Genomic DNA, 25,472 nt, shown 5'->3' with positions numbered 1-25,472 from the left:
ATCAATCAATCCCCAGCAGCTTTTTGTTGGTCGCCTCGTCGATGTCGCCACCGGCAAAGTCGTCAAAGGCGTGCGGTGTGACGCGGATGATGTGATCCTTGACGAATTGCGCCCCCTCGCGGGCCCCGTCTTCGGGGTGTTTCAGCGCACATTCCCATTCCACAACCGCCCAGCCGTCGAAATCAATCGCCGCCATCTTCGAGAAAATCGCGCCGAAATCGACCTGACCGTCGCCCAGACTGCGGAAGCGTCCCGCGCGGTCGACCCACGGCTGGTAGCCGCCGTAAACGCCCTGACGGCCGGTCGGGTTAAACTCGGCATCCTTGACGTGGAACATCTTGATCCGCTCGGCGTAGATGTCGATGTTCTCGAGATAATCCAGACATTGCAGAACGTAATGCGACGGATCGTACAGCATGTTGCAGCGTGCGTGCCCGTCAAGCTGTTCAAGGAACATCTCGAAGGTGACCCCGTCGTGCAGGTCTTCCATCGGGTGGATCTCATAGCAGACATCAACGCCGCAGTCCTCGGCGTGATCCAGAATGGGACGCCAGCGGTTGGCCAACTCGGCAAAGGCGGTTTTCACCATACCCTGTGGCCGCTGCGGAAAAGGGTACATGAAAGGCCAGCACAGCCCGCCCGAAAACGTTACATGCTGCCCGATCCCCAGATGTTTCGAGGCGGTCAGCGCCTTTTTCACCTGTTCGACAGCCCAGGCGGTGCGTTCCTTGGGCTTGCCCTGCACCTGCGGGGCGGCAAAGCTGTCGACCCATGAGTCGTATGCGGGGTGTACCGCGACAAGCTGGCCCAGAATATGCGTCGACAGATCGGTAACCTCGACGCCGTTGTCGCGGGCTTGGCCCACCCATTCGTCGCGATAGGCCTCCGACGTGGCCAGCTTGTCCAGATCAACCAGCCGTGCATCCCAAACGGGCACCTGCACGCCCTTATAGCCACAGTCGGCGGCCCATTTGGTGATCCCGCCCCAGCTGTCAAACGGGGCCTCGTCGCCTGCGAATTGTGCCAGAAACAGCCCCGGCCCTTTGATGGTCTTCATGATTTCCTCCCTTGCGTCGTTCAGACGTAGCGATTCACGATATTTTCCAGCTTTTCCTGCTGGCCCGAGCGTGGTTCGGGATTGATCCCGCCGCCTTCGACCCGCGCTGCGACCGTCGCCAGATCGCTGGTCAACATGGCCTGTGCCTCGGGGGTTTCCCAACCGGCATAGCGCGCACGACGCGGCGCTTCGAGCGCGTCATCCTCCAGCATCCGCGCCGCAGCTTTCAGACCGCGCGCGCAGACATCCATCGCCCCGGCGTGTGCTGCGATCAGATCGGACGGGTCCAGCGACTGGCGGCGCAATTTGGCGTCAAAGTTGGTGCCACCCTGTTTCAGCCCGCCCGCCTTGAGAATTTCGTAATAGGCCAGCGCAATTTCCGGCACGTTGTTCGGGAACTGGTCGGTGTCCCAGCCGGACTGGTAATCGTTGCGGTTCATGTCGATCGACCCCAGAATGCCCAGCTCGCGCGCCATCGCCAGTTCATGTTCGAACGAATGACCCGCCAGTATCGCGTGCCCCTGTTCGATGTTCACCTTCACCTCTTTCTCCAGCCCGAACCGCTGAAGAAAGCCGTAAACAGTGGCAACATCGTAATCATACTGGTGTTTGGTCGGCTCTTGCGGCTTGGGCTCGATCAGGATTTGCCCTTTGAAACCGATCTTGTGCTTGTAATCGACGACCATCGACAGAAAGCGGCCCATATGGTCCAGTTCCTGCCCCATGTCGGTGTTCAACAGCGTCTCGTACCCCTCGCGACCGCCCCACAGAACATAGTTCTGCCCCTTCAGGCGGTGCGTCGCATCCAGACAGTTTTTCACCGTCGCCGCAGACCACGCAAATACATCAGGGTCGGGGTTGGTGGCCGCGCCCGACATGAAACGGCGGTTTGAAAACAGATTGGCCGTGCCCCACAGCAATTTGGTTTTCGAGCTTTCCATTTTCTCTTCGAACAGATCAATGATCTCGTCAAAGTTCCGCTTGCTCTCCTCGAATGTCGCACCCTCGGGGCGGATGTCGGCGTCGTGCCAGCAGAAATAGGGCGCGCCCAATATCTCGAACATTTCGAACGCGATTTCGGCCTTCAGCCGCGCTCCATCCATCGTCTCGCCCCACCAGGGCCGGTCAAAGGTCTGGCCGCCAAACGGGTCACCACCGGGCCACGCAAAACTGTGCCAATAGGCAACGGCAAAACGCAGGTGGTCTTCCATCCGCTTACCCTGAAGCATTTCGTCGGGATTGTAGTGCCGGAATGCCAGACCATCGGCATCGGGGTCATAGGTCAGGGGGGCGATATCGTTGAAAAAGCTGCTCATTTCGGCGGCTCTCCTGCTTGTGTGCTTTGTGTATCTTGGGGAAGGTTTTCACGAACGTAGATCGTCGGAACAATCGGATCGGTCATGAGCGGGTCGCGCCGGTCGGCCAGCAGGCGCAAGCTTTCGATGACGCGGGCCACCTCTTCTTCGGGGCGCTGGTCAATGATGATGTCGATAAGGTCTTGTTCCAGTGCGCTGCGGGTATTGGCCACAAGTTCGTGCAGCACCACGATGGGGCGCGGGCGGTCTTGGGGCAGGGACTTTAGCACACGCACCAGACCTGAATTGCCGCCACCCGCGCTGTAGATGGCGGTGATCGACGGGTCAGCCTTTAGAGCATCCGCAACAAAGGTTTCGACCAGATCAGAACGATCGCGCCCTTCGATCACCGGTGCCAGCGTGATTTGCGACGGCACAGTGTTGCGTAATCCCTGCATCCGGTCGGCGTGGTCGCGTGCCGAAAGCCCGCCGACAATCGGCAAAATCCGCCCGCTGCGTCCGCCATGCGCCAGTGTGATCAACCGCGCAACGGTGCTGCCCGCGACGGTGTTGTCGATCCCCACATAGGCCGCGCGGTTTGATCCGGGCACTTCTGATACCAGCGTCAACACCGGAATACCGCCGTCGCGCAGGGCGGCGATGGCGTCTACGGTTGAAACATCATCACTGCCCACGAGGGCAATGCCATCCACACCTTCGGCAGCCAGCGATTCCAGCCGGTCGCGCAAGGCGCCGGGGTCGAATGCGGCAACTGTTTCGATGGTCAGATTTACACGGTCCACCAACAGCCGTTCAGCCGCAGCCCCAAGCAAGGCGCGCATCCGCGCAAAGAACGCATTGGTTCCTTCGGGCAGCACGGCGGCAAAGCGGTAATACCTCTGCTGGGACAGATTGGCCGCAGCAACATTGCGCACATAGTTCAGATCACTGACTGCTGTGCGCACGTTGCGCACGGTCTTTTCCGACACGCCACCACGCCCGTTCACGACGCGGTCTGCCGTCGCATAGCTGACGCCCGCGCGCTGCGCGACGTCTGCCAAAGTTGGCCGCCGACTGTTCATTGATCTCTCCCTGTGACGTGTAGAGCAGTCACGATGATAGACGTCAATCATTTTTTGAGAGACGTCTATCATTCTGGGGGAGTCGGCGCGGGTGGAAAGCGGGAGCCGATGCGTTGGATATGCGACAGTAATATTGATCGGGGTGGAGGGCACGGCACCCCAAACAGCAGAAAGGCCGCCCGAAGGCGGCCTTGTCTGTTTCCTGCGTGGGTGGGCAGGACCAAATTGGAGCGGGCGAGGCGATTCGAACGCCCGACCCTAACCTTGGCAAGGTTATGCTCTACCCCTGAGCTACGCCCGCTTCCTTTTGGTAGGGCGGATGTACAAACGCGGGCATCCGGCTGCAAGTGGAAAATTGAGGTTCTTTAAAAAAAGTTCACATTTGCCCCGTGGCTGACATGGCGGGGCAGAAGTGACGGGGCAGGTCAGGGGGCGGGTTGCGCGAACTGGATCAGATCCCAGCGGTTGCCAAAAATGTCCTGCATGACAGCAACTGTTCCATAGGGCTCGGCGCGCGGCGATTCTTCAAAGCTAACGCCGGCGGCACGCAGCCGCGCATGGTCAGCGGCGAAATCGTCGGTCTGTAAAAACAGCCAGACCCGCCCGCCGCCCTGATTGCCGATGGCGGCGGTTTGCTGCGGGCCCACCGCTCGGGCGAGCAAAAACGCGGTCTCTGCCCCCGCAGGCGCCACCCGCACCCAACGCTTGCCTTTGCCCATGTCGGTGTCTTCAAGCAATTCGAACCCCATCTTGTCGACGTAAAAGGCGATACCCGCATCATAGTCGGGCACCAGCAGGGAAATCAGGGCAAGGCGTTGCATGGGGGCTCCGGTGTGTGGCTCTGCCCGAAAGTCCCGGACAGAGGTTGTGGCGTGTCGATCAGCGCTTTTGTCACTCCAACTCGATCAACAGATCTTTGGCGTCGATCTGGCTGCCGGGTTGCACGTTCACCGCCTTGACCACTGCATCGCGTTCGGCGTGGATGCCGGTTTCCATCTTCATCGCTTCGATGGTCAGCAGCAGATCGCCCTCTTTCACCTGTGTGCCTGCGGATGTGGCCACTGTCGCCACCACACCGGGCATCGGCGCGCCGATGTGGTTGGGGTTACCCATCTCGGCCTTGGGGCGCTGTTGGGTGGTGGATTTTACCAGACGGTTCGGCACACGGATCACGCGCGGCTGGCCGTTGAGTTCAAAGAACACCTTAACCTCGCCGTCTTCACCGGTGTCGCCCACAGCCTGCAGGCGGATTTCCATCGTCTTGCCGGGGTCGATTTCAACGCTGATCTCTTCCGCAGGGCTCATCCCGTAAAAGAACGTATGCGTGGGCAGGGTCCGCACGGGACCATAGGCGCGGTGACGGCCCATATAGTCCATAAACACTTTGGGATACATCAGATAGCCTGCCAGATCCTCGTCGTCTACGGTCTTGCCTTCCAGCTCCTTGCTGACCTGCGCGCGGGTCTCTTCGATGTCTACAGGTTTCAGATGCTTGCCGGGGCGGTCGGTCGAAGGTTTTTCGCCCTTCAGCACCTTTTTCTGGATGCCTGCAGGAAACCCGCCCGGAGGCTGGCCCAGATTGCCGCGCATCATGTCCACGACACTGTCGGGAAAGGCCACGTCGGTCTTGGGGTCTTCAACCTGATCGCGGGTCAGACCCTGACTGACCATCATCAGCGCCATGTCGCCCACCACCTTGGACGAGGGCGTGACCTTCACGATATCGCCGAACATCTGGTTCACATCCGCATAGGTCTGCGCCACCTCGTGCCAGCGGTCTTCCAGCCCCAGCGAGCGCGCCTGCGCCTTGAGGTTGGTAAACTGCCCGCCGGGCATCTCGTGCAGATAGACCTCGGACGCAGGGGCCATCAGCCCGGCCTCAAAGGCGGCATATTGTGCGCGCACACCTTCCCAGTAATCCGACATCTCGCGCACGGCAGCCGTGTCCAGACCGGTGTCGCGCGGGGTGTTGCGCAGGGCCTCGACGATGGACCCAAGACAAGGCTGTGAGGTGCCGCCCGAGAAGGCATCCATCGCCGCATCCACCGCATCAACGCCCGCATCGGCAGCCGCCATGACCGTGGCCGCAGCCGCCCCCGACGTGTCGTGGGTGTGGAAGTGGATCGGCAGGCCGACCTCTTGTTTCAACGCGCCGATCAGCGCCTTGGCGGCAGCGGGTTTCAACAGTCCCGCCATGTCTTTCAGACCCAGAATATGCGCGCCTGCGTCTTTCAGATCCTGCCCCATCTTCACATAATATTGCAGGTCGTATTTCGCGCGGTCAGGGTTCAGCAGATCGCCGGTGTAGCAAATCGTACCTTCGCAGATCTTGCCGCTGTCCACCACCGCGTCCATTGCCACACGCATGTTTTCCACCCAGTTCAGGCTGTCGAACACACGGAACACGTCGACACCGCTGTCGGCGGCCTGTTTCACAAAGAACTGCACCACATTATCGGGATAGTTGGTATAGCCCACGCCGTTCGACGCACGCAGCAACATCTGCGTCATCACGTTGGGCATCGCCGCACGCAGATCGCGCAGGCGCTGCCACGGGCATTCCTGCAAGAACCGGTAAGCCACATCAAACGTTGCACCACCCCAGCATTCGACGCTGAACAGTTGCGGCAGGTTGGCGGCATAGGCAGGGGCCGCGTGGATCATGTCGATTGACCGCATCCGCGTGGCCAGCAACGACTGGTGCCCGTCGCGCATGGTCGTGTCGGTCAGCAGCAACTGCTTTTGTGCCTTCATCCAGTCGGCAACGGCCTGCGCGCCGTGTTGTTCCAGCATGTTGCGCGTGCCCATGTTCGGCTCGTGCGCGGGGGCGGGCGCCTTGGGCGCGCGGGCATTGGCGGGCAGGGGGCGGTCCTTGGTCTCGGGGTGACCGTTCACGGTAATATCCGCAATATAGGTCAGAACCTTGGTGCCCCGATCGCGGCGGCGCGAGAACTGGAACAGCTCGGGCGTCGTGTCGATAAACTTGGTGGTATAGCTGTAATCCAGAAACGTCGGATGCTTCAGCAGGTTCTCGACAAAGGCAATATTGGTGCTGACGCCGCGAATACGGAATTCGCGCAGGGCGCGGTCCATACGGGCGATGGCCATTTCGGGCGTGGGGGCCTTGGCCGTGACTTTGGTCAGCAGGCTGTCGTAATAGCGGGTGATAACCCCGCCACTGTAGGCGGTGCCGCCGTCCAGACGAATGCCCAGCCCCGTCGCCGACCGATAGGCGGTGATGCGGCCATAATCGGGGATAAAGTTGTTCTGCGGATCCTCGGTGGTGATCCGTGTCTGCAAGGCGTGACCGTTCAGGGTTACGTCGCTTTGGCTGTCCTTGCCGGTCGCCTCGGCAATGGTTTTGCCCTCGGCGATCAGGATCTGTGCGCGCACGATGTCGATGCCGGTGACTTCCTCGGTGACGGTGTGTTCCACCTGCACGCGCGGGTTCACCTCGATGAAATAGAACTTGCCGTCGTCCATATCCATCAGGAATTCGACGGTGCCTGCACATTCGTAATTCACATGCTTGCATATCTTGTAGCCAAGCGCGCAAATCTCCTCGCGCTGTGCGTCGGTCAGATAGGGGGCAGGTGCGCGTTCCACGACCTTTTGGTTGCGCCGTTGCACGGAACAATCGCGCTCATACAGGTGGTACATGCCGCCATGTTTGTCGCCAAGAATTTGTACCTCGACGTGGCGCGCGCGCAGGATCATCTTTTCCAGATAGCCTTCGCCGTTGCCAAAGGCCGCCTCGGCCTCGCGACGGCCTTCCAGCACCTTTTCTTCCAGCTCTTCGGGGGCGTTGATCGGGCGCATGCCCCGCCCGCCGCCGCCCCATGACGCTTTAAGCATCAGAGGATAGCCGACCTCGGCTGCCTCGGTCCGGATCGCGTCCATGTCGGTGCCCAGCACCTCGGTCGCAGGGATCACCGGCACACCCGCCTCGACCGCCACGCGCCGTGCGCTGGCCTTGTCCCCCAGCGCGCGCATGGTTTCGGCTTTGGGGCCAATAAACGTGATGCCCGCCGCATCACATGCGTCAACGAAATCGGGGTTTTCCGATAGCAGCCCATAACCGGGGTGAATCGCATCCGCGCCCGACATGCGGGCCACGCGGATGATCTCCTCGATGCTCAGATAGGCGGCCACCGGCCCCATCCCTTCACCGATCCGGTACGCTTCGTCCGCCTTGAACCGGTGCAGGCCCAGTTTGTCCTCTTCGGCAAAGACGGCAACCGTCTTTTTGCCCATCTCGTTGGCCGCACGCATGATGCGGATGGCGATTTCGCCACGGTTGGCGATGAGGATTTTCGTGAATTCGGTCAAAGCAGGACATCCTTTGTAAAAGCGGACTGTGGGCGGTCACGCAATGTCTAAGGTGAAACATGCAGTTCGTACACCCGCTGACTGAGGCATCGGATCTGATGGCCGTGACTTTCACCTTATGCCGGATATAACAGGTGTCACTGGCAAGCTGTGCGGCTCTGGCTTTGAAAAGTTGCGACAAGGCGCGGATGCGGCGGTGGCAAAGCCCCCAAAACGCGCAGCCATTGGTCCAATGCCAAACTATTGGGCAGACCTTGCAGAATGGCAGACCCCAACACGATCCGGTACTGCCGGATTGTCAGTTGATTGTCAGGCAGTTCGCGGTCAGTCGATCAATTGCTTTTGCTGCGGGCCCTGCATTTGCAAGGCATCCCCGACCAGATCAAGCAGAATACGCACGGCTTGTTCCGATGTGGCCAACCGTTGAGTGCGGCAGTGCCGCGTGGTTTTGAACTGCACAGTGGCACCCTGCGTCTTGGACACCGACAACCGGTCTTCAGCGACTTTGCGGATGTCATAGAGGTTTTCGGTGATCATCCGCAGCAGACCATCCATCGCCTGCGCCGAGTTGATCAATTGAGTGGGGGTAACGTCGTGTTTCAGTATCGCCTCGGTCAGGGCGCTGAGCTTGCTGATTTTATACGTGGCATCAACGGCATGCCACTGCACATCTTCGAACGCCGCCGTCTCGCGCATGTCGTGCCCCAGCTTTTGCAGGCATGTGGCGCTGCCGATGATGCGTTTACAGGTGGGGCCTGCGTCCAGAAAACGCAGCGTGGTGTCCCAGACAATCGGGCCTTCGGGCAGGTTCAGAATTTCGCTGTATTGGGTCAAACCCCTACGGTCGACGCACTCTCCATAGTGGCGGTTCACCTCGCGGGCCTGATCGGCGGGCAAAAGCTCCGAGGGGCGTCGCATGGTTAAGTCTTCCAGCCGCAGGCCCGTGATCTGTTCATGCAGGGTATTGTTGGCCAGCAGCACAAATTCGTCATGGTCGGCGTCATCGCGCCGTTCCGCCACGAACATCGGCAGATCGAATTCATCCAGAATGTTGCGCAGTTCTTTTGCATCGGTCGTGAACAGCATGGCGGCTCTCTCGGGGTTGAACAGAGGCAATCAGGCGCGACTGGCTGAAAGCGTAGGGTCGCAATGGTTAAGATTTGGTTACCGATGGTTAACAACCCGCAAAAGACACTCGAATTCAGACCAAACCGCCAGATTCCCGCGCCATCGGCCCCGCGTTCATAAATTCGCAAACCGAATCGGAACATTTTGGGAACATGGCTTTTCTTAATGTGCGTTCCGATTTATGTAGGGGGGATGAGCAATTTCGATGAAATGGACGCCTTCGAGGGCGCTTCGCTGTCCGCACGCGCGATGGCCGCGCGCCCGCAACCCTATCTGGACGGTCTGAATCCGGCCCAACGTGCCGCAGTTGAACAGATGGACGGCCCCGTGCTGATGCTGGCGGGGGCAGGCACCGGCAAGACCCGCGCGCTGACCGCGCGAATCGTGCATCTGCTGATGATGGGTCGTGCGCGCCCTAACGAAGTGCTGGCGGTGACCTTTACCAACAAGGCCGCGCGCGAGATGAAGAACCGCGTGGGCCAGATGCTGGGCCAGCAGATCGAGGGGATGCCCTGGCTGGGCACCTTCCACGCGATCTGCGTCAAGCTGTTGCGGCGGCATGCGGAACTGGTGGGGTTGAAGTCGAACTTTACGATTCTGGACAGAGATGACCAGCTGCGCTTGCTGAAACAACTGGTCAGCGCGTCGGGCATCGACGACAAACGCTGGCCCGCGCGGCAACTGGCCGGTGTCATCGATGCGTGGAAAAACCGCGCTCTGACACCCGACAAGATTCCGGCAGCGGATGCGGGGGCCTATAACCACAAAGGCGTAGAGCTTTATGCCCAATACCAGCGTCGCCTGATCGACCTGAACGCCACCGATTTCGGTGATCTGCTGTTGCACATGGTCACGATCTTTCAAAAGCACCCCGACGTGTTGGAGCAATACCAGCGTTGGTTCCGCTACATCCTTGTGGACGAATACCAAGATACCAACGTCGCCCAATACCTGTGGCTGCGGCTGCTGGCAGGTGGGCACAAAAACATCTGTTGCGTGGGTGACGACGACCAGTCGATCTATGGCTGGCGCGGCGCCGAGGTGGGCAATATCCTGCGGTTCGAAAAGGATTTTCCGGGCGCGCATGTTGTCCGGCTGGAACAGAACTACCGCTCGACCCCGCATATTCTGGCCGCCGCTTCCGGCGTGATCGCAGGTAATGCGAACCGTCTGGGCAAGGAATTGTGGACGGAAGAGACCGAAGGCGAACTGGTCCGTCTGATCGGCCATTGGGACGGCGAGGAAGAGGCCCGCTGGATCGGTGAAGAGATCGAGGCCGCACAGCGCGGCACACGCGGTTTGCGGGCGATGAACCTCGACGAAATGGCCATCCTCGTGCGCGCCTCGCACCAGATGCGTGCCTTCGAGGATCGGTTCCTGACCATCGGTCTGCCCTACCGCGTCATCGGCGGCCCGCGTTTCTACGAGCGTTTGGAGATCCGCGACGCGATGGCCTATTTCCGCATCGTGGTGTCCAACGACAACGACCTCGCGTTCGAGCGGATCGTGAACACCCCCAAGCGCGGACTGGGCGACAAGGCACAGCAGACCATCCAGATCACCGCGCGCGCCAACGGCGTCAACCTGGTCGAAGGGGCGCGGCTGGCGGTCGAGCAGGGGTTGATCAAGGGCAAGGGCGGGACCGAGCTCCGCAAGCTGGTCGAGGGGATCGACCGTTGGTCTGCCATGATGCGCGCCAGTGGCACCCGGATCATGGACGACGACGACAGCGTGGTGGACACGGAAACCGACACGCCGCCCGACTACAACCATATCGAACTGGCCGAAATCATCCTCGACGACAGCGGCTATACCGCCCACTGGCAGAACGACAAGACGCCCGAAGCGGCGGGGCGTCTGGAAAACCTCAAGGAACTGATCAACCAGCTGCACAACTTCGAGAACCTTCAGGGGTTTCTGGAACACGTCAGCCTGATCATGGACAACGAACAAGAGGGCGAGGGCGCCAAGGTCAGCATAATGACCCTGCACGCGGCCAAAGGTCTTGAATTCCCGATGGTCTTTCTGCCGGGTTGGGAGGACGGTCTGTTCCCCTCGCAACGCTCGATGGACGAAAGCGGGGTCAAGGGACTGGAGGAAGAGCGCCGCCTTGCCTATGTCGGCATCACCCGTGCCGAAGAAGTCTGCACAATTTCCTTCGTGTCCAACCGGTTCGTCTTTGGGCAATGGCAATCGGCGCTGCCGTCACGGTTCATCGACGAATTGCCATCGGATCACGTGGACGTTCTGACCCCGCCGGGCCTGCACGGTGGCAACTACGGCGCTGCCGGTATGGCGGGTGTCAAATCCCGTCTGCACGAGGCCGCAGCCGAGGCGAACGTCTATAATTCGCCCGGATGGCGGCGGTTGCAGGCGCGCAGCCAGGACCGGTCGGTCAGCCAGCCACGCGAAACCCGCAACACCACAATCGACGCCAGTGCGGTCAGCAGCTTTACCGTGGGCGAACGGGTATTCCATCAAAAGTTCGGCTATGGCGCGGTGGTGGGGATCGAGGGCGACAAGCTGGAGATCGACTTTGAAAAGGCGGGAACCAAGAAGGTCGTGTCGAAATTCATCACCGGCACGGACGACATTCCGTTTTGATCCCTGCCTGCGGGCGCGTCTGAAATGATCGCCCGCAACCGCCTTTGCGCTTGCTGTGCGCAGGCCGCCCGCCTAGTCTGAACATCCAAGGTGCCGCCCACGGGCGGAGAATTGGGAAGCCGGTGAAATGCCGGCGCTGCCCCCGCAACGGTGAGGGTGGGATGTGATTGGCAATACCACTGGGGAATACCCTTCGGGAAGGTGTCAGTCGCGGGCCGCAAGGCCACCCGCCCCAAGCCCGGAAACCAGCCTTGGATGTACGTGAATCGCGGGTGGCGATGGAAGCGGCTGTGTACGGGCGCGTCCCCGTGCTGCCCTTCCTAAGCTGTCCGCACAACTCAATACGTCACGGGGCGTGGCGGGAAAGGGCGACAGATGTTTTCAAGGATCGTGGCAGGGCTTGCCGATCTGGATAATGCCGGTTGTGGTGCCACCTCTGACGGGGCTGCCGCGGCACGGGCGGGGTTTCTGGAATGGGTGTTTACCCTGCCGCAAGATGTGCGGCCCGGACAAGCGGCGCGTGACGTGCTGGCCGGTTGGGATGATGACAATCCCGGCCCTGCAGTCAGCGCATTTCTGGACCACATCCATGCGGCAACACGCTATGTGCCTACGCCTCATCGGCGTGGCGGTGCTGCGGGTCGGCGGCAGATGCACTGACGCTGCCCGCGCGCGTTTCGACGATAAAACCGGCAATACATAAAAAAACGGCGGCCCCGGGAGGATGGGACCGCCGCCTTTGCAATTGTCGGGACCAGGGAGGAGGAGAGGCCCGACAATTATAGGGTGCGACGACACCTGGGAGGAGGGACCGCCGCGCTGTTTCACCACCGGGCCAGGGAGGAGGAGAGGCCAGGTGGCGATCTATATCCCCGTTTGATCGGGGTAGAAGGTGCGACGACACCTGGGAGGAGGGGCCGCCGCCTTGTTCACCACCAGGTCAGGGAGGAGGAAAGACCCGAATGGCGATCTGTGCCCCCGTTTGACCGGGGTATCTTGTGCGGCGACACCTGAGGGAGGAGCGGTGTCGCCGCGTTAGTCACTGCGCAGGTCAGGGAGGAGGAGAGACCCTGCAGCGATGTCGTATCCCCGTTTGATCGGGGAAAAAGTGCGGCGGCATCAGGGAGGAGGAGAGATACCGCCGCGTTGTGACGGACATTTCCGGGAGGAGGTGGAAATGTCCGAACTCTATTATTTGTCGCCGTAGGCTGCTTCTGTCGCAATCCGGCGGATGTGTGAGCGGTGCAGGCCGAGATCAGCGAGATCGCGATCACCCAAGCTTGCCAGCTCGTTAAATGTTTTGCGGTAGACAGCGCGTTTTGCCTGGCGTTCAGCTGCGGCGTCCAGAATGCGGGCAGTTGTTGCCAGCAGGCGCTCGGTCAAGCTGCTGTATGTTGTTGCGGTCTGATTCAGGTAGGCCATGTTCTTCGGTGCCTCGGATGTGTGTTTGATGTTCGTTTGCGTTCGTCTTGCAATGAATTTAGCGTAATGCTGCGCTTGCACAATAGACGTATCAACAATGCTGCCATGCAGCAAATGCATAGGGAACGCTGACCTATTTTTGCAAACTGCCCAAGGCTTGTGCAGGTCTGCCGATAGGGGTTGCACATGCGGCCCCAAGTGCCACAACAATGGCTCCGAACAGAGGTTACACATGACACTTACTCCCGATCTGATTTCCGCCGCGCTGAAACGAGTCGCCCTGCCTGATGGTGGCGACCTCGTCAGCAACGATTTGATTCGTGCCATCCAGATCGACGGAAGCGCCGTGCGCTTTGTCATCGAGGCACCGACACCCGAGGCCGCACAAGCGATGGGCCCTGTGCGCGATGCAGCCCAGGCCGCTGTGGCCGCCGTGCCGGGAGTAGAAAGCGTGCAAGTGGCGCTCACCGCCCACGGACCTGCTGCAAAACCGTCCACACCGCCACCCAGCCTGAAAATCGGGGGTCACCCCAAACCGCAGGCCGGTCCGACAAAACCCTCCGGCGTCCAGCGTATTCTGGCCATCGGCTCGGGCAAAGGCGGCGTCGGAAAATCCACCATCTCATCGAACCTGGCCGTGGCGCTGGCCAAACAGGGCCGCAAGGTTGGCCTGCTGGACGCGGATATCTACGGCCCTTCGCAGCCGCGCATGATGGGGGTAAACAAACGCCCCGCATCGCCCGACGGCAAAACCATCATTCCGTTGCACGCACATGGCGTCACTCTGATGTCCATCGGTTTCATGATGGAAGAGGGCAAGGCCGTCGTCTGGCGCGGTCCGATGCTGATGGGGGCCTTGCAGCAAATGCTGGGGCAGGTGCAATGGGGCGAGTTGGACGTGCTGATTGTCGATCTGCCACCCGGCACCGGCGATGTGCAACTGACCCTGTGTACCAAATCCGAACTGACCGGTGCCATCGTGGTCAGCACGCCGCAGGATGTGGCATTGATCGACGCGCGCAAGGCGCTGGATATGTTCAAGACGCTGAAAACGCCGGTATTGGGTCTGATCGAGAATATGTCGATGTTTATCTGCCCGGATTGTGGCGCCCAGCACGAGATTTTCGGGACAGGGGGCGTGGCCACCGAAGCCGACAAGATGGGCGTGCCCTTGCTTGGGGCCTTGCCGATTGATCTGGAAACGCGACTGGCGGGCGACAACGGCACGCCCGTGGCCGCAGGCGACGGTCCGATGGCACAGGCCTATGCCCGTATCGCCAAGGGGCTGATCGACGGCGGCATGGCCTGATCCCGAACCTCGCCACCGTACAGTTTTCTACACTATATGTACAAACCGCGCCCGGCGCTTGGTGCCGATTTCCCTTTTACCCGACCAAGGCGCGCAAGTTCCGGGATTTCATGGGAACAGCATGCGCGTACACGGGCATTGTGGGAAATCATGGGACGTTTTCATGAATTTGACCTGAAAAACCGAATCACAGGGCTGTGACCCGGGTATTTGGAATTGATTCCGCCGCCGTTTGGCAAAACCGTTTGAGAACGTAACGGAAACATGGAATACCACCTGCTTCTGTGGGTAAGTTTTTTGGGAATTCATGGGTCCGTAGTTTGTGGAGCATGGCTGCACTAGATATTGTGGTATAGCCTTTGAATTAAACAAATTAAGCCAAAATCCGCCGATATTTACCCACAATATGTTGTGCGCAACATCTCGTTCGAACCACAGTTAGTGGCTCTGTCCCATAAAAAACTATTGCCGCCCATGATTTCCCATGCCATCAATTGTTCATCGGATGAGATCGAGACAAGGGGCACCAAACGACCCCACGCAGACAAACAAGACTCTAGCAGGTTTCATACAGGCACCTCGCTTTCATCAGACCAAAGATCCGGCGCGCGAGCGAGCAGACATCCCCCCAGGTGGCGCGCGCAGCTGGACATCCCGCCAAGCGGGACAGGCGGCGGGTTGATCAGTGGCAGCAGATCAACCCGCCGTTTTTAATTCCAGCACCGGGGACAGCATTCGCGGGGGCGCGAGACACACAAAGCCCGATCCAAACGGGCGCAACATTGGGACGGACCAGGCCAGATGGCACGCAGGTTCAGAGGCGAAAGCGACCACAAGGTGGACGCAAAGGGCAGGGTCTCTATCCCCGCCTCGTTTCGCCGTGTGATCGAAGGGTCCGACCCCGAATGGAAAGACGGCCTGCCGCCCCGCATCATCATCGTCTATGGCGGCAAAACCCGCGATTACCTCGAAGGGTTCACCATCGAAGCTATGGACGAGGTTGACGATAAAATCTCGAAACATCCGCGCGGCTCGGCCAAGCGCAAGGCGATGGAGCGTCTGTATTCGACGCAGGCCATCGAGACCGTGGTGGATGACACAGGCCGCATCGTTCTTTCTGCGAAATTGCGTGAAAAGATCGGCCTGACCGACATGGCACGCTTTGCGGCCTCGGGTGATACGTTCGAGATATGGAACCCCGACAGGTTCGATGAAGTGCATGACGCGCTGGAAGAAGAAGGCTTTGATCCAGACCTTGATCCGTCCGTATATCTGGACGGGGAACTGGACTAGATCATGGCTGGGGGGCCACATATTCCGGTTCTGATCAACGCCATTCTGCGCGGCTGCGCACCCATCACAGGGACATGGCTGGACGGAACCTTTGGCGCAGGGGGCTATACCCGTGCGCTGCTTGACGCTGGTGCCGACCGCGTGATTGCCGTCGACCGCGACCCGCTGGCCTTTGACATGGCTGCAAGCTGGGCGGGCGATTATGGCGACCGGATCGTGATGCAGCAGGGCGTGTTTTCCAAGCTGGATGAATATGCACAGGATCTGGACGGTGTTGTACTGGATCTGGGTGTCAGTTCCATGCAACTGGACCTTGCCGAACGCGGCTTTTCGTTCATGCGCGATGGACCACTGGACATGCGGATGAGTCAGGATGGCCCGTCAGCTGCCGATCTGGTTAACACCGCAGACGAAGCTGTGCTGGCCAACATCCTGTTCCACTATGGCGAGGAACGCGCCAGCCGCCGCATCGCCAAGGCGATTGTTCGCGAACGCAATGTGGCACCCATCACCACAACCCTGCGTCTGGCCAAGATCGTCGAATCCTGCCTGCCACGGTCCAAGCCAAACCAATCGCACCCCGCCACCCGCAGCTTTCAAGCGTTGCGTATAGCGGTAAATGACGAATACGGTGAGCTTTATCAGGGACTTATGGCGGCTGAGCGGGCGTTGAAATCCGGCGGGCAACTGGCCGTTGTCACCTTTCATTCGGTCGAGGACCGGATGGTCAAACGCTTTTTGACGGCCCGCACCGGCAGTCAGGCCAACGCCAACCGCTATGCCCCTGAAACCGAAACCGAAGCCGCACAATTCAACCAGAAAACCCGCAAAGCCATCGCCGCCGACGCGGACGAGGTTGACGCCAACCCCCGCGCGCGCTCGGCCAAGCTGCGGATTGCCACGCGCACCGACGCGCCTTCGGGCCGGATTGACGCAAAATCCATTGGTATGCCGCACACGGCAGGAGTGTTCGAGTAAATGAGATCGGTCTTTTACATCCTGACAGTTCTCTCCGTCATAGGTTTGGCTTTTTGGGCTTACCGCGAGAATTACGCGACGCAACGGGCAATTGCCGAAACCGAACAATTGCACCATGACATCCAGCGCGCCCACGCGCGGCTGGCTGTGTTGCGGGCCGAGTGGGCCTATCTTAACCGGCCCTCGCGCCTGCGCGATCTGGTCGACATCAACTTTGACAATTTGGGCCTGTTGCCGCTGGCCCCTGAACAATTCGGTCTGATTGATCAGGTCGCCTATCCACCCCCCGTGGAATTGCCGATCACCAATCCGGTGGATGTGTCCACTATGGAGGCAAGCGAATGATCCGCGTTCCCCTGCGCCCGCTGGCGCGCATCCTGCCCGCCCGCGCCAACGGTGAAAACCCGGATGCGATCGAGCGCGAGAACAAGCGTATCCGCCACGAGGAAATGCGTGACCGGATGCGTGCGCGCGCCGAAAGCCGCTTGTTGATCCTCGGGCTGTTCTTTGTCTGCGCTTTTGTCGTGGTGGGGGCCCGCATGGGCCTGCTGTCGATTTCCGAGCCGATGGAGCCGCGCGCCTACGCGCCGGGGTCTGCGATTTCTGCCGCCCGCGCCGATATTGTCGACCGCAACGGGCGGCTGCTGGCCACCAACTTTGAAACCCACGCGCTTTATGCGCAGCCGCCCCATATGATCGACCCGACGGGTGCCGCTGAGAAGCTGGTGCAAATTTTCCCTGATCTGGATCACGACCGACTGGTTCGTGACTTTACAGGCAAGCGCAAGTTCCTGTGGATCAAAAAGAAAATGAGCCCCGAGCAGATGCAGGCCGTACACGAGATCGGTGATCCGGGGCTGTTGTTTGGTCCGCGTGACTTGCGTCTGTATCCCAACGGCACGTTGGCGGCCCATGTGCTGGGCGGCGCCTCTTTTGGCAAAGAAGGCGTCAGCGCCGCCGAGGTGATCGGTGTGGCAGGTGTCGAGAAATACTTTGACGACTATCTGCGCGCCCCTGCAAATGCGGGCAAACCACTGACCCTGTCATTGGACCTGACCGTTCAGGCCGCTGCCGAACAGGTGCTGTGGGGCGGCATGAAGCTGATGAACGCCAAGGGGGCCACATCAATTCTGATGGATGTTCATACCGGTGAAGTTGTCTCGGTGGTGTCGCTGCCCACCTTCGACCCCAACGACCGCCCGCGCCCTGCGCTCACAGGCGACCCGTCGGACAGCCCGCTGTTCAACCGGTCGGTGCAAGGGGTTTACGAACTTGGTTCGGTGTTCAAGATTTTTGCAGCCGCCCAAGCGGTCGAACTGGGGTTGGTAACGCCCACAACCATGATCGACACCGCGCCGCCGTTGCGGGTGGGCGGCTATCCCATTGGTGAGTTTCGTCAAAAGAATTACGGTATGCTCAGCGTGTCCGACGTGATTGTGCATTCGTCCAACCGTGGCTCGGGCCGGTTGGCGCTGCAAATCGGGGTGGAGCGTCAGCAGAGCTTTCTGAAATCGCTGGGCTTTCTGGACGCCACACCCTTCGAGATTGTCGAGGCCGCCCAAGGCAAACCCTTGTTGCCGAAAAATTGGACTGATCTGAGTGCGGTCACCATTTCCTATGGACACGGGCTTTCTACTTCGGCGATGCAACTGGCTGCGGGGTATTCCGCGATTGCAAATGGCGGCTTTGCCGTGCGCCCCACCATCCTCAAGCAAGACGGGCTCACCCCGAAAGGCGAGCGGGTGATGAGCGCGCGTGCGGCCGAAGCTGCCCGCGCCATGCTGCGCAAAGTGGTCACTTCGGGTACTGCCAGCTTTGGTGAGGTTCCGGGCTATTCGGTGGGTGGCAAGACAGGGTCAGCAGATAAACCCAGACCGCAGGGCGGCTATTACAAGGACCGGAACATCGCGACCTTTGCCAGCATGTTCCCGTCGCATGATCCGAAATATGTGCTGATCGTTACGCTGGACGAGCCGGTGGAGACATCCGGCGACAAACCGCGCCGCACCGCAGGTTGGACTGCCGTGCCCGTGGCTGCCGAGATGATCCGCCGACTGGCACCGCTGTTGGGCCTGCGACCAACCGTTGAACCGACCACACTGGCTGATATAACGCTGACCAGCAGCAACTAAGCCGAAAAGGCATCTCTATGGTCACGCCCCGCAGTATCACGTTGAATTCTCTGGGGCTGATGTCCACGTCGGGGGCGAATCCGCCGCTGGTCAACCTGTGCGTTGACAGCCGCGACGTCCGCGAGGGCACGTTGTTCGCCGCCATGCCCGGCAGCCGCGTTCACGGTGCCAGCTTTATCGAGGGGGCATTGCAGCGCGGTGCCTCGGCCATTCTGACCGACCCCGTGGGGGCAGAGCTGGCGCGCGACGCGCTGGCCGGTTCCGACGCTGCGCTGGTGGTCTCTGATACACCACGCGAGACACTGGCCCGCACTGCCGCGCTGTTTTTTGGTGCGCAACCGCAGGTGATGGTGGCTGTCACCGGAACCAATGGCAAAACCTCGGTCTCGACCTTTGTGCGCCAGATCTGGATCGAAATGGGGTTGGCTGCGATCAACCTTGGCACAACCGGAGTCGAGGGCGCATGGACCGCGCCATTGGCCCACACCACCCCCGAACCGATCACCCTGCACCGTACCCTGACTGCTGCTGCCCAGCATGGTATTAGCCACGCCGCGATGGAGGCCTCGTCGCACGGGCTGGACCAGCGGCGTCTGGACGGCGTTGTGCTGCGCGCCGCAGGTTTTACCAATTTTACGCAGGACCACCTGGACTATCACCACAGCTTTGACGCCTATTTCGACGCCAAGGCAGGATTGTTCGCGCGTGTGCTGCCCGAGGACGGCATCGCCGTGATCAACATCGACGATGAACGCGGTGTCGATATGGCCGCCATCGCCAAGGCACGCGGCCAGCAGGTGATGACGGTGGGGCGCGCGGGCGGTGATCTGCATCTGGCAGGCCAGCGTATGGACGCCACGGGGCAGGACATACGGCTGGTCTATCGCGGCAAGGTCTATCAGGCGCGGTTGAACCTGATCGGTGATTTTCAGGCCGACAACGTGGCTCTGGCCGCAGGTCTGGTCATCGCCTGTGGGGCCGAACCGGATCATGTGTTCGACACGCTGCCGCATCTGGTCACGGTCAAGGGCCGGATGCAGCTGGCCGCCACCCGTGAAAACGGGGCTGCGGTCTTTGTTGATTATGCCCACACCCCCGGCGCGGTTGAAACCGCGCTGTCGGCAATGCGCCCGCATGTGATGGGCCGCCTGATTGCCGTTGTGGGCGCTGGCGGTGACCGTGACGCGGGCAAACGCCCGCTGATGGGCGCTGCGGCCGCGGCCAATGCCGATTTGGTGATCGTCACCGACGACAACCCGCGCTCAGAAGATCCGGCCATGATCCGCGCGGCGGTTATGGCAGGTTGTCCAGATGCGCTGGAAGTCGGGGACCGCGCCGAAGCGATCCTGCGCGGTGTTGATATGCTGGAACCGGGCGACGCGTTGCTGATCGCAGGCAAGGGCCACGAGACCGGGCAGATTGTCGGCGACGATGTGCTGCCATTTGACGATGCGGAACAGGCCAGTCTGGCTGTCGCTGCTTTGGAAGGACGTCTGACATGACCAACCCGCCCCTATGGACTGCTGCAGAAGCCGCAGAAGCCACCAGCGGCACCGCTACGACCGACTGGATCGCAAACGGTGTATCGATTGACACCCGCACCATCGAAAAGGGCGATCTGTTTGTGGCGCTGAAAGACGTGCGCGACGGCCATGACTTCGTCGCCGCAGCGCTGGAAAAAGGCGCCGCTGCCGCGTTGGTCAGCCATGTGCCAAAGGGCGTGGCTGATGATGCACCGCTGCTGGTGGTGCCGGATGTGCTCAAGGCGCTGGAAGCTTTGGGCCGCAAGGGCCGTGCCCGCACCCGTGCCCGCGTTGTGGCGGTCACGGGCAGCGTCGGCAAAACCTCGACCAAAGAAATGCTGGCTGCGATGTTGGGCGACCAAGGGCGCACCCATGCCTCTGTCGCCAGCTATAACAACCATTGGGGCGTGCCGCTGACGCTGGCGCGGATGCCGCAAGATACCGAATATGCGGTAATCGAGATCGGCATGAACCACCCCGGAGAGATCGCGCCGCTGGCCCGTATGGCGCGTCCGCATGTGGCGATGATCACCACCGTTGCCGCGGCCCACCTCGAGGCGTTTGACGACATCACCGGCATCGCCGTCGAAAAAGCCAGCATCATCGACGGGCTGGAATACGGCGGCTCGGCAATCCTGAACAACGACGTGGAAACCGCTGCCATCCTTCAGGCCAAGGCGCTGGACGCCAAACGCAAGGATGTGGGCTTTGGCTGGCACGGCTTTGATTACGTTCTGAAAGACGTGCAATTGCACAGCGACACCACCGTGGTGCAGGCCGAAGTGGACGGCAGCCCGCTGGTGTTCAAAATCGCCACGGCAGGCCAGCATTTCGCGATGAACGGGCTGGGCGCGCTGGCCGCATGTGCCGAACTGGGTGCCGATCTGGCACTGGCTGCCCAAAGCCTTGGCCGCTGGACCCCGTTCAAAGGGCGCGGCGCGCGCGAGACGATATTCCTTGATCCGGTAGAGCGCGATCTGACGCTTGAGTTGATCGACGACAGTTACAACGCCAATCCAACCTCGATGGCTGCCGCCCTTGACGTGTTAGCCGCCGCCGAAGTCACCCATGACACCGGTCGCGTGCGCCGTGGCCGCCGCATCGCGGTGCTGGGTGATATGATGGAACTGGGCAGCGATGCCAAGAAACTGCACGCAGGTCTGGCCGATCTGGACGCGATGGAAAAGGTCGACCGCGTGCATTGCATCGGCCCGCTGATGCGTACGCTTTATGATACGTTGCCCGAACACCAGCGGGGCCGCTGGTGCGAAACCTCGGAAGAAATGGCGAAAGTGCTGCGTTCGCGGCTGGATGCTGGCGATGTTGTGCTGGCCAAAGGCTCGCTCAGCATGAAACTGGCGCTTGTCGTTGACGCTATCCGCAAAATGGGCCATCCGGTCGAAAACGCCTGAACACAGTTCGGGCCACAAAAGAATGAGTTGGAACACCTGAAATGCTCTATTGGTTGACCGCGCTGTCGGACGGTGGCGATTTTTTTAACCTGTTTCGCTATATCACGTTCCGCGCTGGCGGAGCCTTTCTGACGGCGCTGCTTTTCGGCTTTATCTTTGGTCTGCCGCTGATCAACGTGCTGCGCCGCACTCAGGGCAAAGGCCAGCCAATCCGCGATGACGGCCCCGAAGGACACTTTGTCAAAGCGGGCACACCAACGATGGGCGGGCTGCTGATCGTGGGCGCGTTGCTGACCTCGACCCTGCTGTGGGCGCGGCTGGACAACCCATTCATCTGGATCGTGCTGTTTGTCACGATGTCTTTTGCCCTCATCGGTTTTGCCGATGATTACGCAAAGGTGTCCAAGCAGACGACCGCAGGTGTTTCGGGCAGGGTTCGCTTGTTGCTGGGCTTTATCATTGCGGGCATCGCGGGCTATGTCGCGGCGCTCTACCATCCTGTCGAGCTTCAAAACCAACTGGCCCTGCCGGTGTTCAAGGACACGTTGATCAATCTTGGGTATTTGTTTGTACCCTTCGCGATCATTGTAATTGTCGGATCGGCCAATGCGGTCAATCTGACCGACGGTCTGGACGGGTTGGCCATCATGCCGGTGATGATCGCCGCAGGCGCGCTGGGCGTTATTGCCTATACGGTGGGCCGCGTCGACTTTACCGAATACCTTGACGTCCACTATGTTCCCGGCACCGGCGAAATTCTCATCTTTACCGCTGGCCTGTTCGGCGGGGGCTTGGGCTTTTTGTGGTACAACGCACCACCCGCAGCGGTGTTTATGGGCGACACCGGCAGTCTTGCATTGGGCGGCGCGCTGGGGGCGATTGCGGTTGCCACCAAACACGAACTGGTGCTGGCTATCGTTGGCGGTCTTTTTGTGGTCGAAGCGCTGAGCGTCATCATTCAGGTGCTTTATTTCAAACGCACCGGAAAACGCGTGTTCCTGATGGCCCCGATTCATCACCACTACGAGAAAAAGGGCTGGGCCGAACCGCAGATTGTCATCCGCTTCTGGATCATCTCGCTGATTTTGGCGATGATCGGTCTTGCCACGCTCAAGCTTCGGTAATCATGCTGGTACATGCCCCTTTCCGGATTGAAACAATGTCTGGTGGTCACTGTTCACAAGGGCAGGACAGGGGCCGCTGCCCCGCACCATATATCACAAAGGATTGCGTTCGATGATCCCCGTTCAAGGTTTGCAAGGTGCGCGTGTCGCTGTTCTGGGGCTGGGCCGTTCGGGTCTGTCTGCTGCCCGTGCGCTGGCCGCAGGTGGTGCCGTGCCCCTGTGCTGGGATGACAACCCCGCAGCCCGATCCAAGGCCGAGGCCGAAGGTCTTTGCGTTCAGGATTTGCACCATCCCAGCGCATTTGAGGACATCGCGCGGCTGATTGTCAGCCCCGGAATCCCGCATCTTTACCCCACACCGAACGCCATCATCGCCACCGCCCAAATGGCGGGCGTGCCAGTCGACAATGACATCGGCCTGTTTTTCCAAAGTTTTGCCACGGGCGCATGGGCATCCTTTGACACGGCCCCGCGGGTGGTTGCGATCACCGGTTCAAACGGCAAATCGACCACATCGGCGCTGATCCATCACATCTTGACCGAAGCGGGCCGTGACAGCCAGTTGGCGGGCAACATCGGGCGCGGCGTGCTGGACATCGACCCGCCCGAAGACGGCGGCGTGGTGGTACTGGAGTTATCATCATACCAGACGGATCTGGCCCGCAGCCTGACGCCTGACGTGGCCGTGTTCACCAATCTCAGCCCCGACCATCTGGACCGGCACGCGGGCATGGGTGGTTATTTTGCGGCCAAACGCCGCCTGTTCGCCGAAGGCGGCCCCGACCGCGCGGTGATCGGCGTGGACGAACCCGAGGGACGCTTTCTGGCGGGGCAACTGGCCGAAGGGCCAACCGATGACCGCGTGATCCGCATTTCCGTCGCCGCCAAACTGGCTGGCCCCGGCTGGAACATCTTTGCGCGCAAAGGCTTTCTGTCGGAATATCGCAAGGGCAAACAGGTGGCATCCATCGACCTGCGCAGCGTCAAGGGATTGCCGGGCGCGCACAACCACCAGAACGCTTGCGCAGCTTTTGCCGCCTGCCGCTCTCTGGGGCTGGCTCCGCGCGTGATCGAGGCCGCGTTCCACAGCTTTGGCGGCTTGCCGCACCGCAGCCAGCTGATCGCTGAGGCGGGGGGCGTGGCCTATGTGAACGACAGCAAGGCCACCAATGTGGACAGCGCGGTCAAGGCGCTGGAAGCGTTCCAGAACATCCGCTGGATCTGCGGCGGCTTGCAAAAAGAGGGCGGGCTTGGTCCGTTGAACGCCGTGTCGGGGGCAGTGCGCAAAGCCTATGTGATCGGGCGCGAGGCTGCGGCCTTTGCCGTGCAACTGGACGCCGAAGCGCAGGTTTGCGGCACGATGGCACAGGCGGTCGAGGCCGCGATTGTCGATGCCGAACAAGGCGATACCGTGCTATTGGCCCCTGCGGCGGCCAGTTTCGACCAATACGACAGCTTTGAAAAACGCGGCGATGATTTCGTGGCCGAGGTCAGGGCGCGGCTGGGATTGGATCCGGTCGAAACAGTCTAAAGCGCTGCAATCGCCCGCGCTGCCGCCATGCCCGACGCCCAGGCCCACTGAAAGTTGTAGCCGCCCAGCCAGCCGGTCACATCCACCGCTTCGCCGATGACATAAAGGCCCGGAACATCCTTGGCCTGCATGGTTTTCGACGACAGCGCATCGGTGTCGATGCCGCCCAATGTGACTTCGGCGGTGCGGTAGCCTTCGGTGCCGGAGGGCATCAGCTGCCAGTTCTGGATCCGATCCACCAGCGCGTCGATGCGGGTATCGGACTGGTCTGCCAGATTGCCGGTCAGCGCCCAGTCGTCCTTCATGAACTCCACCAGCCGCGATGGCAGATGTGTTGCCAGTTCCGTCGTCAGGTTGCGCCGCCCGTAGTGCTGGCGCTGCGCGCGCAGGGCAGGGGCGATGGTGTCGTCGGGATCAAGGTTGAGCGTCACGGGATCGCCCTCGCGCCAATAGCTCGACACCTGCAACACCGCAGGGCCGGACAGGCCGCGATGGGTGAACAGCACCGCCTCGTCAAAGGCAGGTCCATCCGCCACCATCCGCGACGGGGCCGCGACCCCGGCCAGCGGCACAAACCGCCCTTCGGCAAAGGTGAATGGCACCAGTCCGGGTCGTGTGTCAGTGACAGGCAGGCCGAATCGTCGCGCGATGTCATAGGCCAGACCGGTCGCACCCATCTTCGGGATCGACTTGCCGCCCGAGGCCAGTACCAGTTGTCGCGCCTGGATTTGCAAAGCGCCGTCGGGAGTTTGCAAAGATACTGCAAACCCCCTGTCAGACTTTGCAACATGGGTGACTGAAGTTTGCAAATGCAACGTCACCCCTGCATCGGCCATCATTCCGGTCAGCATCGCCACGATCTGTTTGGCCGATCCGTCGCAAAACAACTGACCCAGCGTTTTCTCATGCCAGGCAATGCCGTGCCGGTCGATCAGGTCGATAAAATCCCATTGCGTATACCGTGCCAGAGCCGATTTCGCAAAATGCGGGTTGTGCGAAATGAACGCTTGTGGATCGCAATACATATTGGTGAAATTGCAACGCCCCCCGCCCGAAATGCGGATTTTCTCGCCCGGTGCCTTGGCATGATCGACCACGACAACGCGCTTACCCGATTGCCCGCCAGCATGGGCGGCGCACATCATTCCGGCTGCTCCGGCGCCTATTATCAACGTGTCGATTTGCATCGCTCTGCCCTGCCTGATTGTGCGGGTGCGGTCAAGAAACCGCTGAAAGGCTTTGATGATGGCCAC

19 protein-coding genes, 1 tRNA gene and 1 riboswitch are annotated in these 25,472 nt (G+C 60.7%); of the genes, 11 read left to right on the top strand and 9 right to left on the bottom strand.

What is annotated here, in order from left to right; all coding sequences use genetic code 11:
- Position 1: 1 nt before the first annotated feature.
- From SULPSESMR1_RS09710 to SULPSESMR1_RS09680, 7 genes are all read right to left on the bottom strand, one after another.
- Positions 2-1,057, bottom strand: coding sequence for a sugar phosphate isomerase/epimerase family protein (locus SULPSESMR1_RS09710; protein WP_089420631.1), 1,056 nt, complete (start codon positions 1,055-1,057; stop codon positions 2-4).
- Positions 1,058-1,077: 20 nt separating this feature from the next.
- A complete protein-coding gene (gene xylA, locus SULPSESMR1_RS09705; protein ID WP_089420630.1) occupies positions 1,078-2,373 on the bottom strand; it encodes a xylose isomerase in 1,296 nt (431 codons plus the stop codon).
- Positions 2,370-3,434 (bottom strand): LacI family DNA-binding transcriptional regulator, encoded by a 1,065-nt coding sequence (locus tag SULPSESMR1_RS09700; RefSeq protein WP_162791886.1) that lies wholly within the window; start codon positions 3,432-3,434, stop codon positions 2,370-2,372. The genes xylA and SULPSESMR1_RS09700 overlap by 4 nt, the downstream gene beginning before the upstream one ends.
- 226 nt (positions 3,435-3,660) lie before the next feature.
- A tRNA-Gly gene (locus SULPSESMR1_RS09695) sits at positions 3,661-3,735 on the bottom strand.
- Positions 3,736-3,859: 124 nt separating this feature from the next.
- Positions 3,860-4,255 carry a VOC family protein gene (locus tag SULPSESMR1_RS09690; RefSeq protein ID WP_089420628.1) on the bottom strand — a complete coding sequence of 132 codons (396 nt, stop codon included), beginning with the start codon at positions 4,253-4,255 and terminating at the stop codon, positions 3,860-3,862.
- Between the two features lie 70 nt (positions 4,256-4,325).
- A complete protein-coding gene (locus tag SULPSESMR1_RS09685) occupies positions 4,326-7,763 on the bottom strand; it encodes a pyruvate carboxylase (protein WP_089420627.1) in 3,438 nt (1,145 codons plus the stop codon).
- 324 nt (positions 7,764-8,087) lie between these two features.
- Positions 8,088-8,849: a hypothetical protein gene (locus tag SULPSESMR1_RS09680; RefSeq protein ID WP_089420626.1), complete on the bottom strand. Its 762-nt coding sequence runs from the start codon at positions 8,847-8,849 to the stop codon at positions 8,088-8,090.
- 234 nt (positions 8,850-9,083) lie between these two features.
- Between SULPSESMR1_RS09680 and SULPSESMR1_RS09675 the strand changes: the two genes are divergently transcribed.
- Positions 9,084-11,495 (top strand): ATP-dependent helicase, encoded by a 2,412-nt coding sequence (locus tag SULPSESMR1_RS09675; RefSeq protein WP_089420625.1) that lies wholly within the window; start codon positions 9,084-9,086, stop codon positions 11,493-11,495.
- 71 nt (positions 11,496-11,566) lie between these two features.
- A riboswitch (cobalamin riboswitch) is annotated at positions 11,567-11,763 on the top strand.
- Positions 11,764-11,870: 107 nt separating this feature from the next.
- Positions 11,871-12,155 (top strand): hypothetical protein, encoded by a 285-nt coding sequence (locus SULPSESMR1_RS09670; protein WP_089420624.1) that lies wholly within the window; start codon positions 11,871-11,873, stop codon positions 12,153-12,155.
- Between the two features lie 531 nt (positions 12,156-12,686).
- Here the strand turns inward: SULPSESMR1_RS09670 and SULPSESMR1_RS09665 are convergent.
- A complete protein-coding gene (locus SULPSESMR1_RS09665; protein WP_240311322.1) occupies positions 12,687-13,037 on the bottom strand; it encodes a DUF1127 domain-containing protein in 351 nt (116 codons plus the stop codon).
- A gap of 112 nt (positions 13,038-13,149) precedes the next feature.
- Here SULPSESMR1_RS09665 and SULPSESMR1_RS09660 point away from each other — a divergent pair, with 112 nt between their 5' ends.
- The 9 genes from SULPSESMR1_RS09660 to murD all read left to right on the top strand — a co-directional run bounded on the left by SULPSESMR1_RS09660 (position 13,150) and on the right by murD (position 24,219).
- Positions 13,150-14,226: an Mrp/NBP35 family ATP-binding protein gene (locus tag SULPSESMR1_RS09660; protein WP_089420623.1), complete on the top strand. Its 1,077-nt coding sequence runs from the start codon at positions 13,150-13,152 to the stop codon at positions 14,224-14,226.
- Between the two features lie 801 nt (positions 14,227-15,027).
- A complete protein-coding gene (gene mraZ / locus SULPSESMR1_RS09655) occupies positions 15,028-15,519 on the top strand; it encodes a division/cell wall cluster transcriptional repressor MraZ (protein WP_089420622.1) in 492 nt (163 codons plus the stop codon).
- A gap of 3 nt (positions 15,520-15,522) precedes the next feature.
- The gene (gene rsmH / locus SULPSESMR1_RS09650) at positions 15,523-16,497 is read left to right on the top strand and encodes a 16S rRNA (cytosine(1402)-N(4))-methyltransferase RsmH (protein WP_089420621.1); all 975 of its coding nucleotides are present in this window, start codon (positions 15,523-15,525) and stop codon (positions 16,495-16,497) included.
- Positions 16,498-16,842: a cell division protein FtsL gene (gene ftsL / locus SULPSESMR1_RS09645; protein WP_089420620.1), complete on the top strand. Its 345-nt coding sequence runs from the start codon at positions 16,498-16,500 to the stop codon at positions 16,840-16,842. It abuts the gene before it with no gap.
- Positions 16,839-18,629, top strand: a complete 1,791-nt coding sequence (locus SULPSESMR1_RS09640) for a peptidoglycan D,D-transpeptidase FtsI family protein (protein WP_089420619.1) — start codon at positions 16,839-16,841, stop codon at positions 18,627-18,629. The genes ftsL and SULPSESMR1_RS09640 overlap by 4 nt, the downstream gene beginning before the upstream one ends.
- A 17-nt stretch (positions 18,630-18,646) precedes the next feature.
- On the top strand, positions 18,647-20,131 hold the full coding sequence (locus SULPSESMR1_RS09635; protein ID WP_089420618.1) for a UDP-N-acetylmuramoyl-L-alanyl-D-glutamate--2,6-diaminopimelate ligase: 1,485 nt from the start codon (positions 18,647-18,649) through the stop codon (positions 20,129-20,131).
- Positions 20,128-21,564 carry a UDP-N-acetylmuramoyl-tripeptide--D-alanyl-D-alanine ligase gene (locus tag SULPSESMR1_RS09630; protein WP_089420617.1) on the top strand — a complete coding sequence of 479 codons (1,437 nt, stop codon included), beginning with the start codon at positions 20,128-20,130 and terminating at the stop codon, positions 21,562-21,564. Before SULPSESMR1_RS09635 ends, SULPSESMR1_RS09630 begins: the two co-directional genes overlap by 4 nt.
- Before the next feature lie 41 nt (positions 21,565-21,605).
- Positions 21,606-22,688 carry a phospho-N-acetylmuramoyl-pentapeptide-transferase gene (mraY, locus tag SULPSESMR1_RS09625; RefSeq protein ID WP_089420616.1) on the top strand — a complete coding sequence of 361 codons (1,083 nt, stop codon included), beginning with the start codon at positions 21,606-21,608 and terminating at the stop codon, positions 22,686-22,688.
- 112 nt (positions 22,689-22,800) lie between these two features.
- Complete coding sequence (gene murD, locus SULPSESMR1_RS09620; protein ID WP_089420615.1) at positions 22,801-24,219, top strand: UDP-N-acetylmuramoyl-L-alanine--D-glutamate ligase; 1,419 nt, start codon at positions 22,801-22,803, stop codon at positions 24,217-24,219.
- On the opposite strand, the gene SULPSESMR1_RS09615 is transcribed toward murD, so the two are convergent.
- Positions 24,216-25,406, bottom strand: a complete 1,191-nt coding sequence (locus SULPSESMR1_RS09615) for an NAD(P)/FAD-dependent oxidoreductase (protein ID WP_089422263.1) — start codon at positions 25,404-25,406, stop codon at positions 24,216-24,218. The genes murD and SULPSESMR1_RS09615 overlap by 4 nt on opposite strands.
- Positions 25,407-25,472 lie beyond the last annotated feature (66 nt).

Origin of the sequence: Pseudosulfitobacter pseudonitzschiae (assembly GCF_002222635.1) — a bacterium.
In the GTDB taxonomy this organism is placed as follows: Bacteria; Pseudomonadota; Alphaproteobacteria; order Rhodobacterales; family Rhodobacteraceae; genus Pseudosulfitobacter; species Pseudosulfitobacter pseudonitzschiae_A.
The sequence above is the reverse complement of the archived record's forward strand: the minus strand, read 5'-3'. Positions and strand labels throughout refer to the sequence as shown.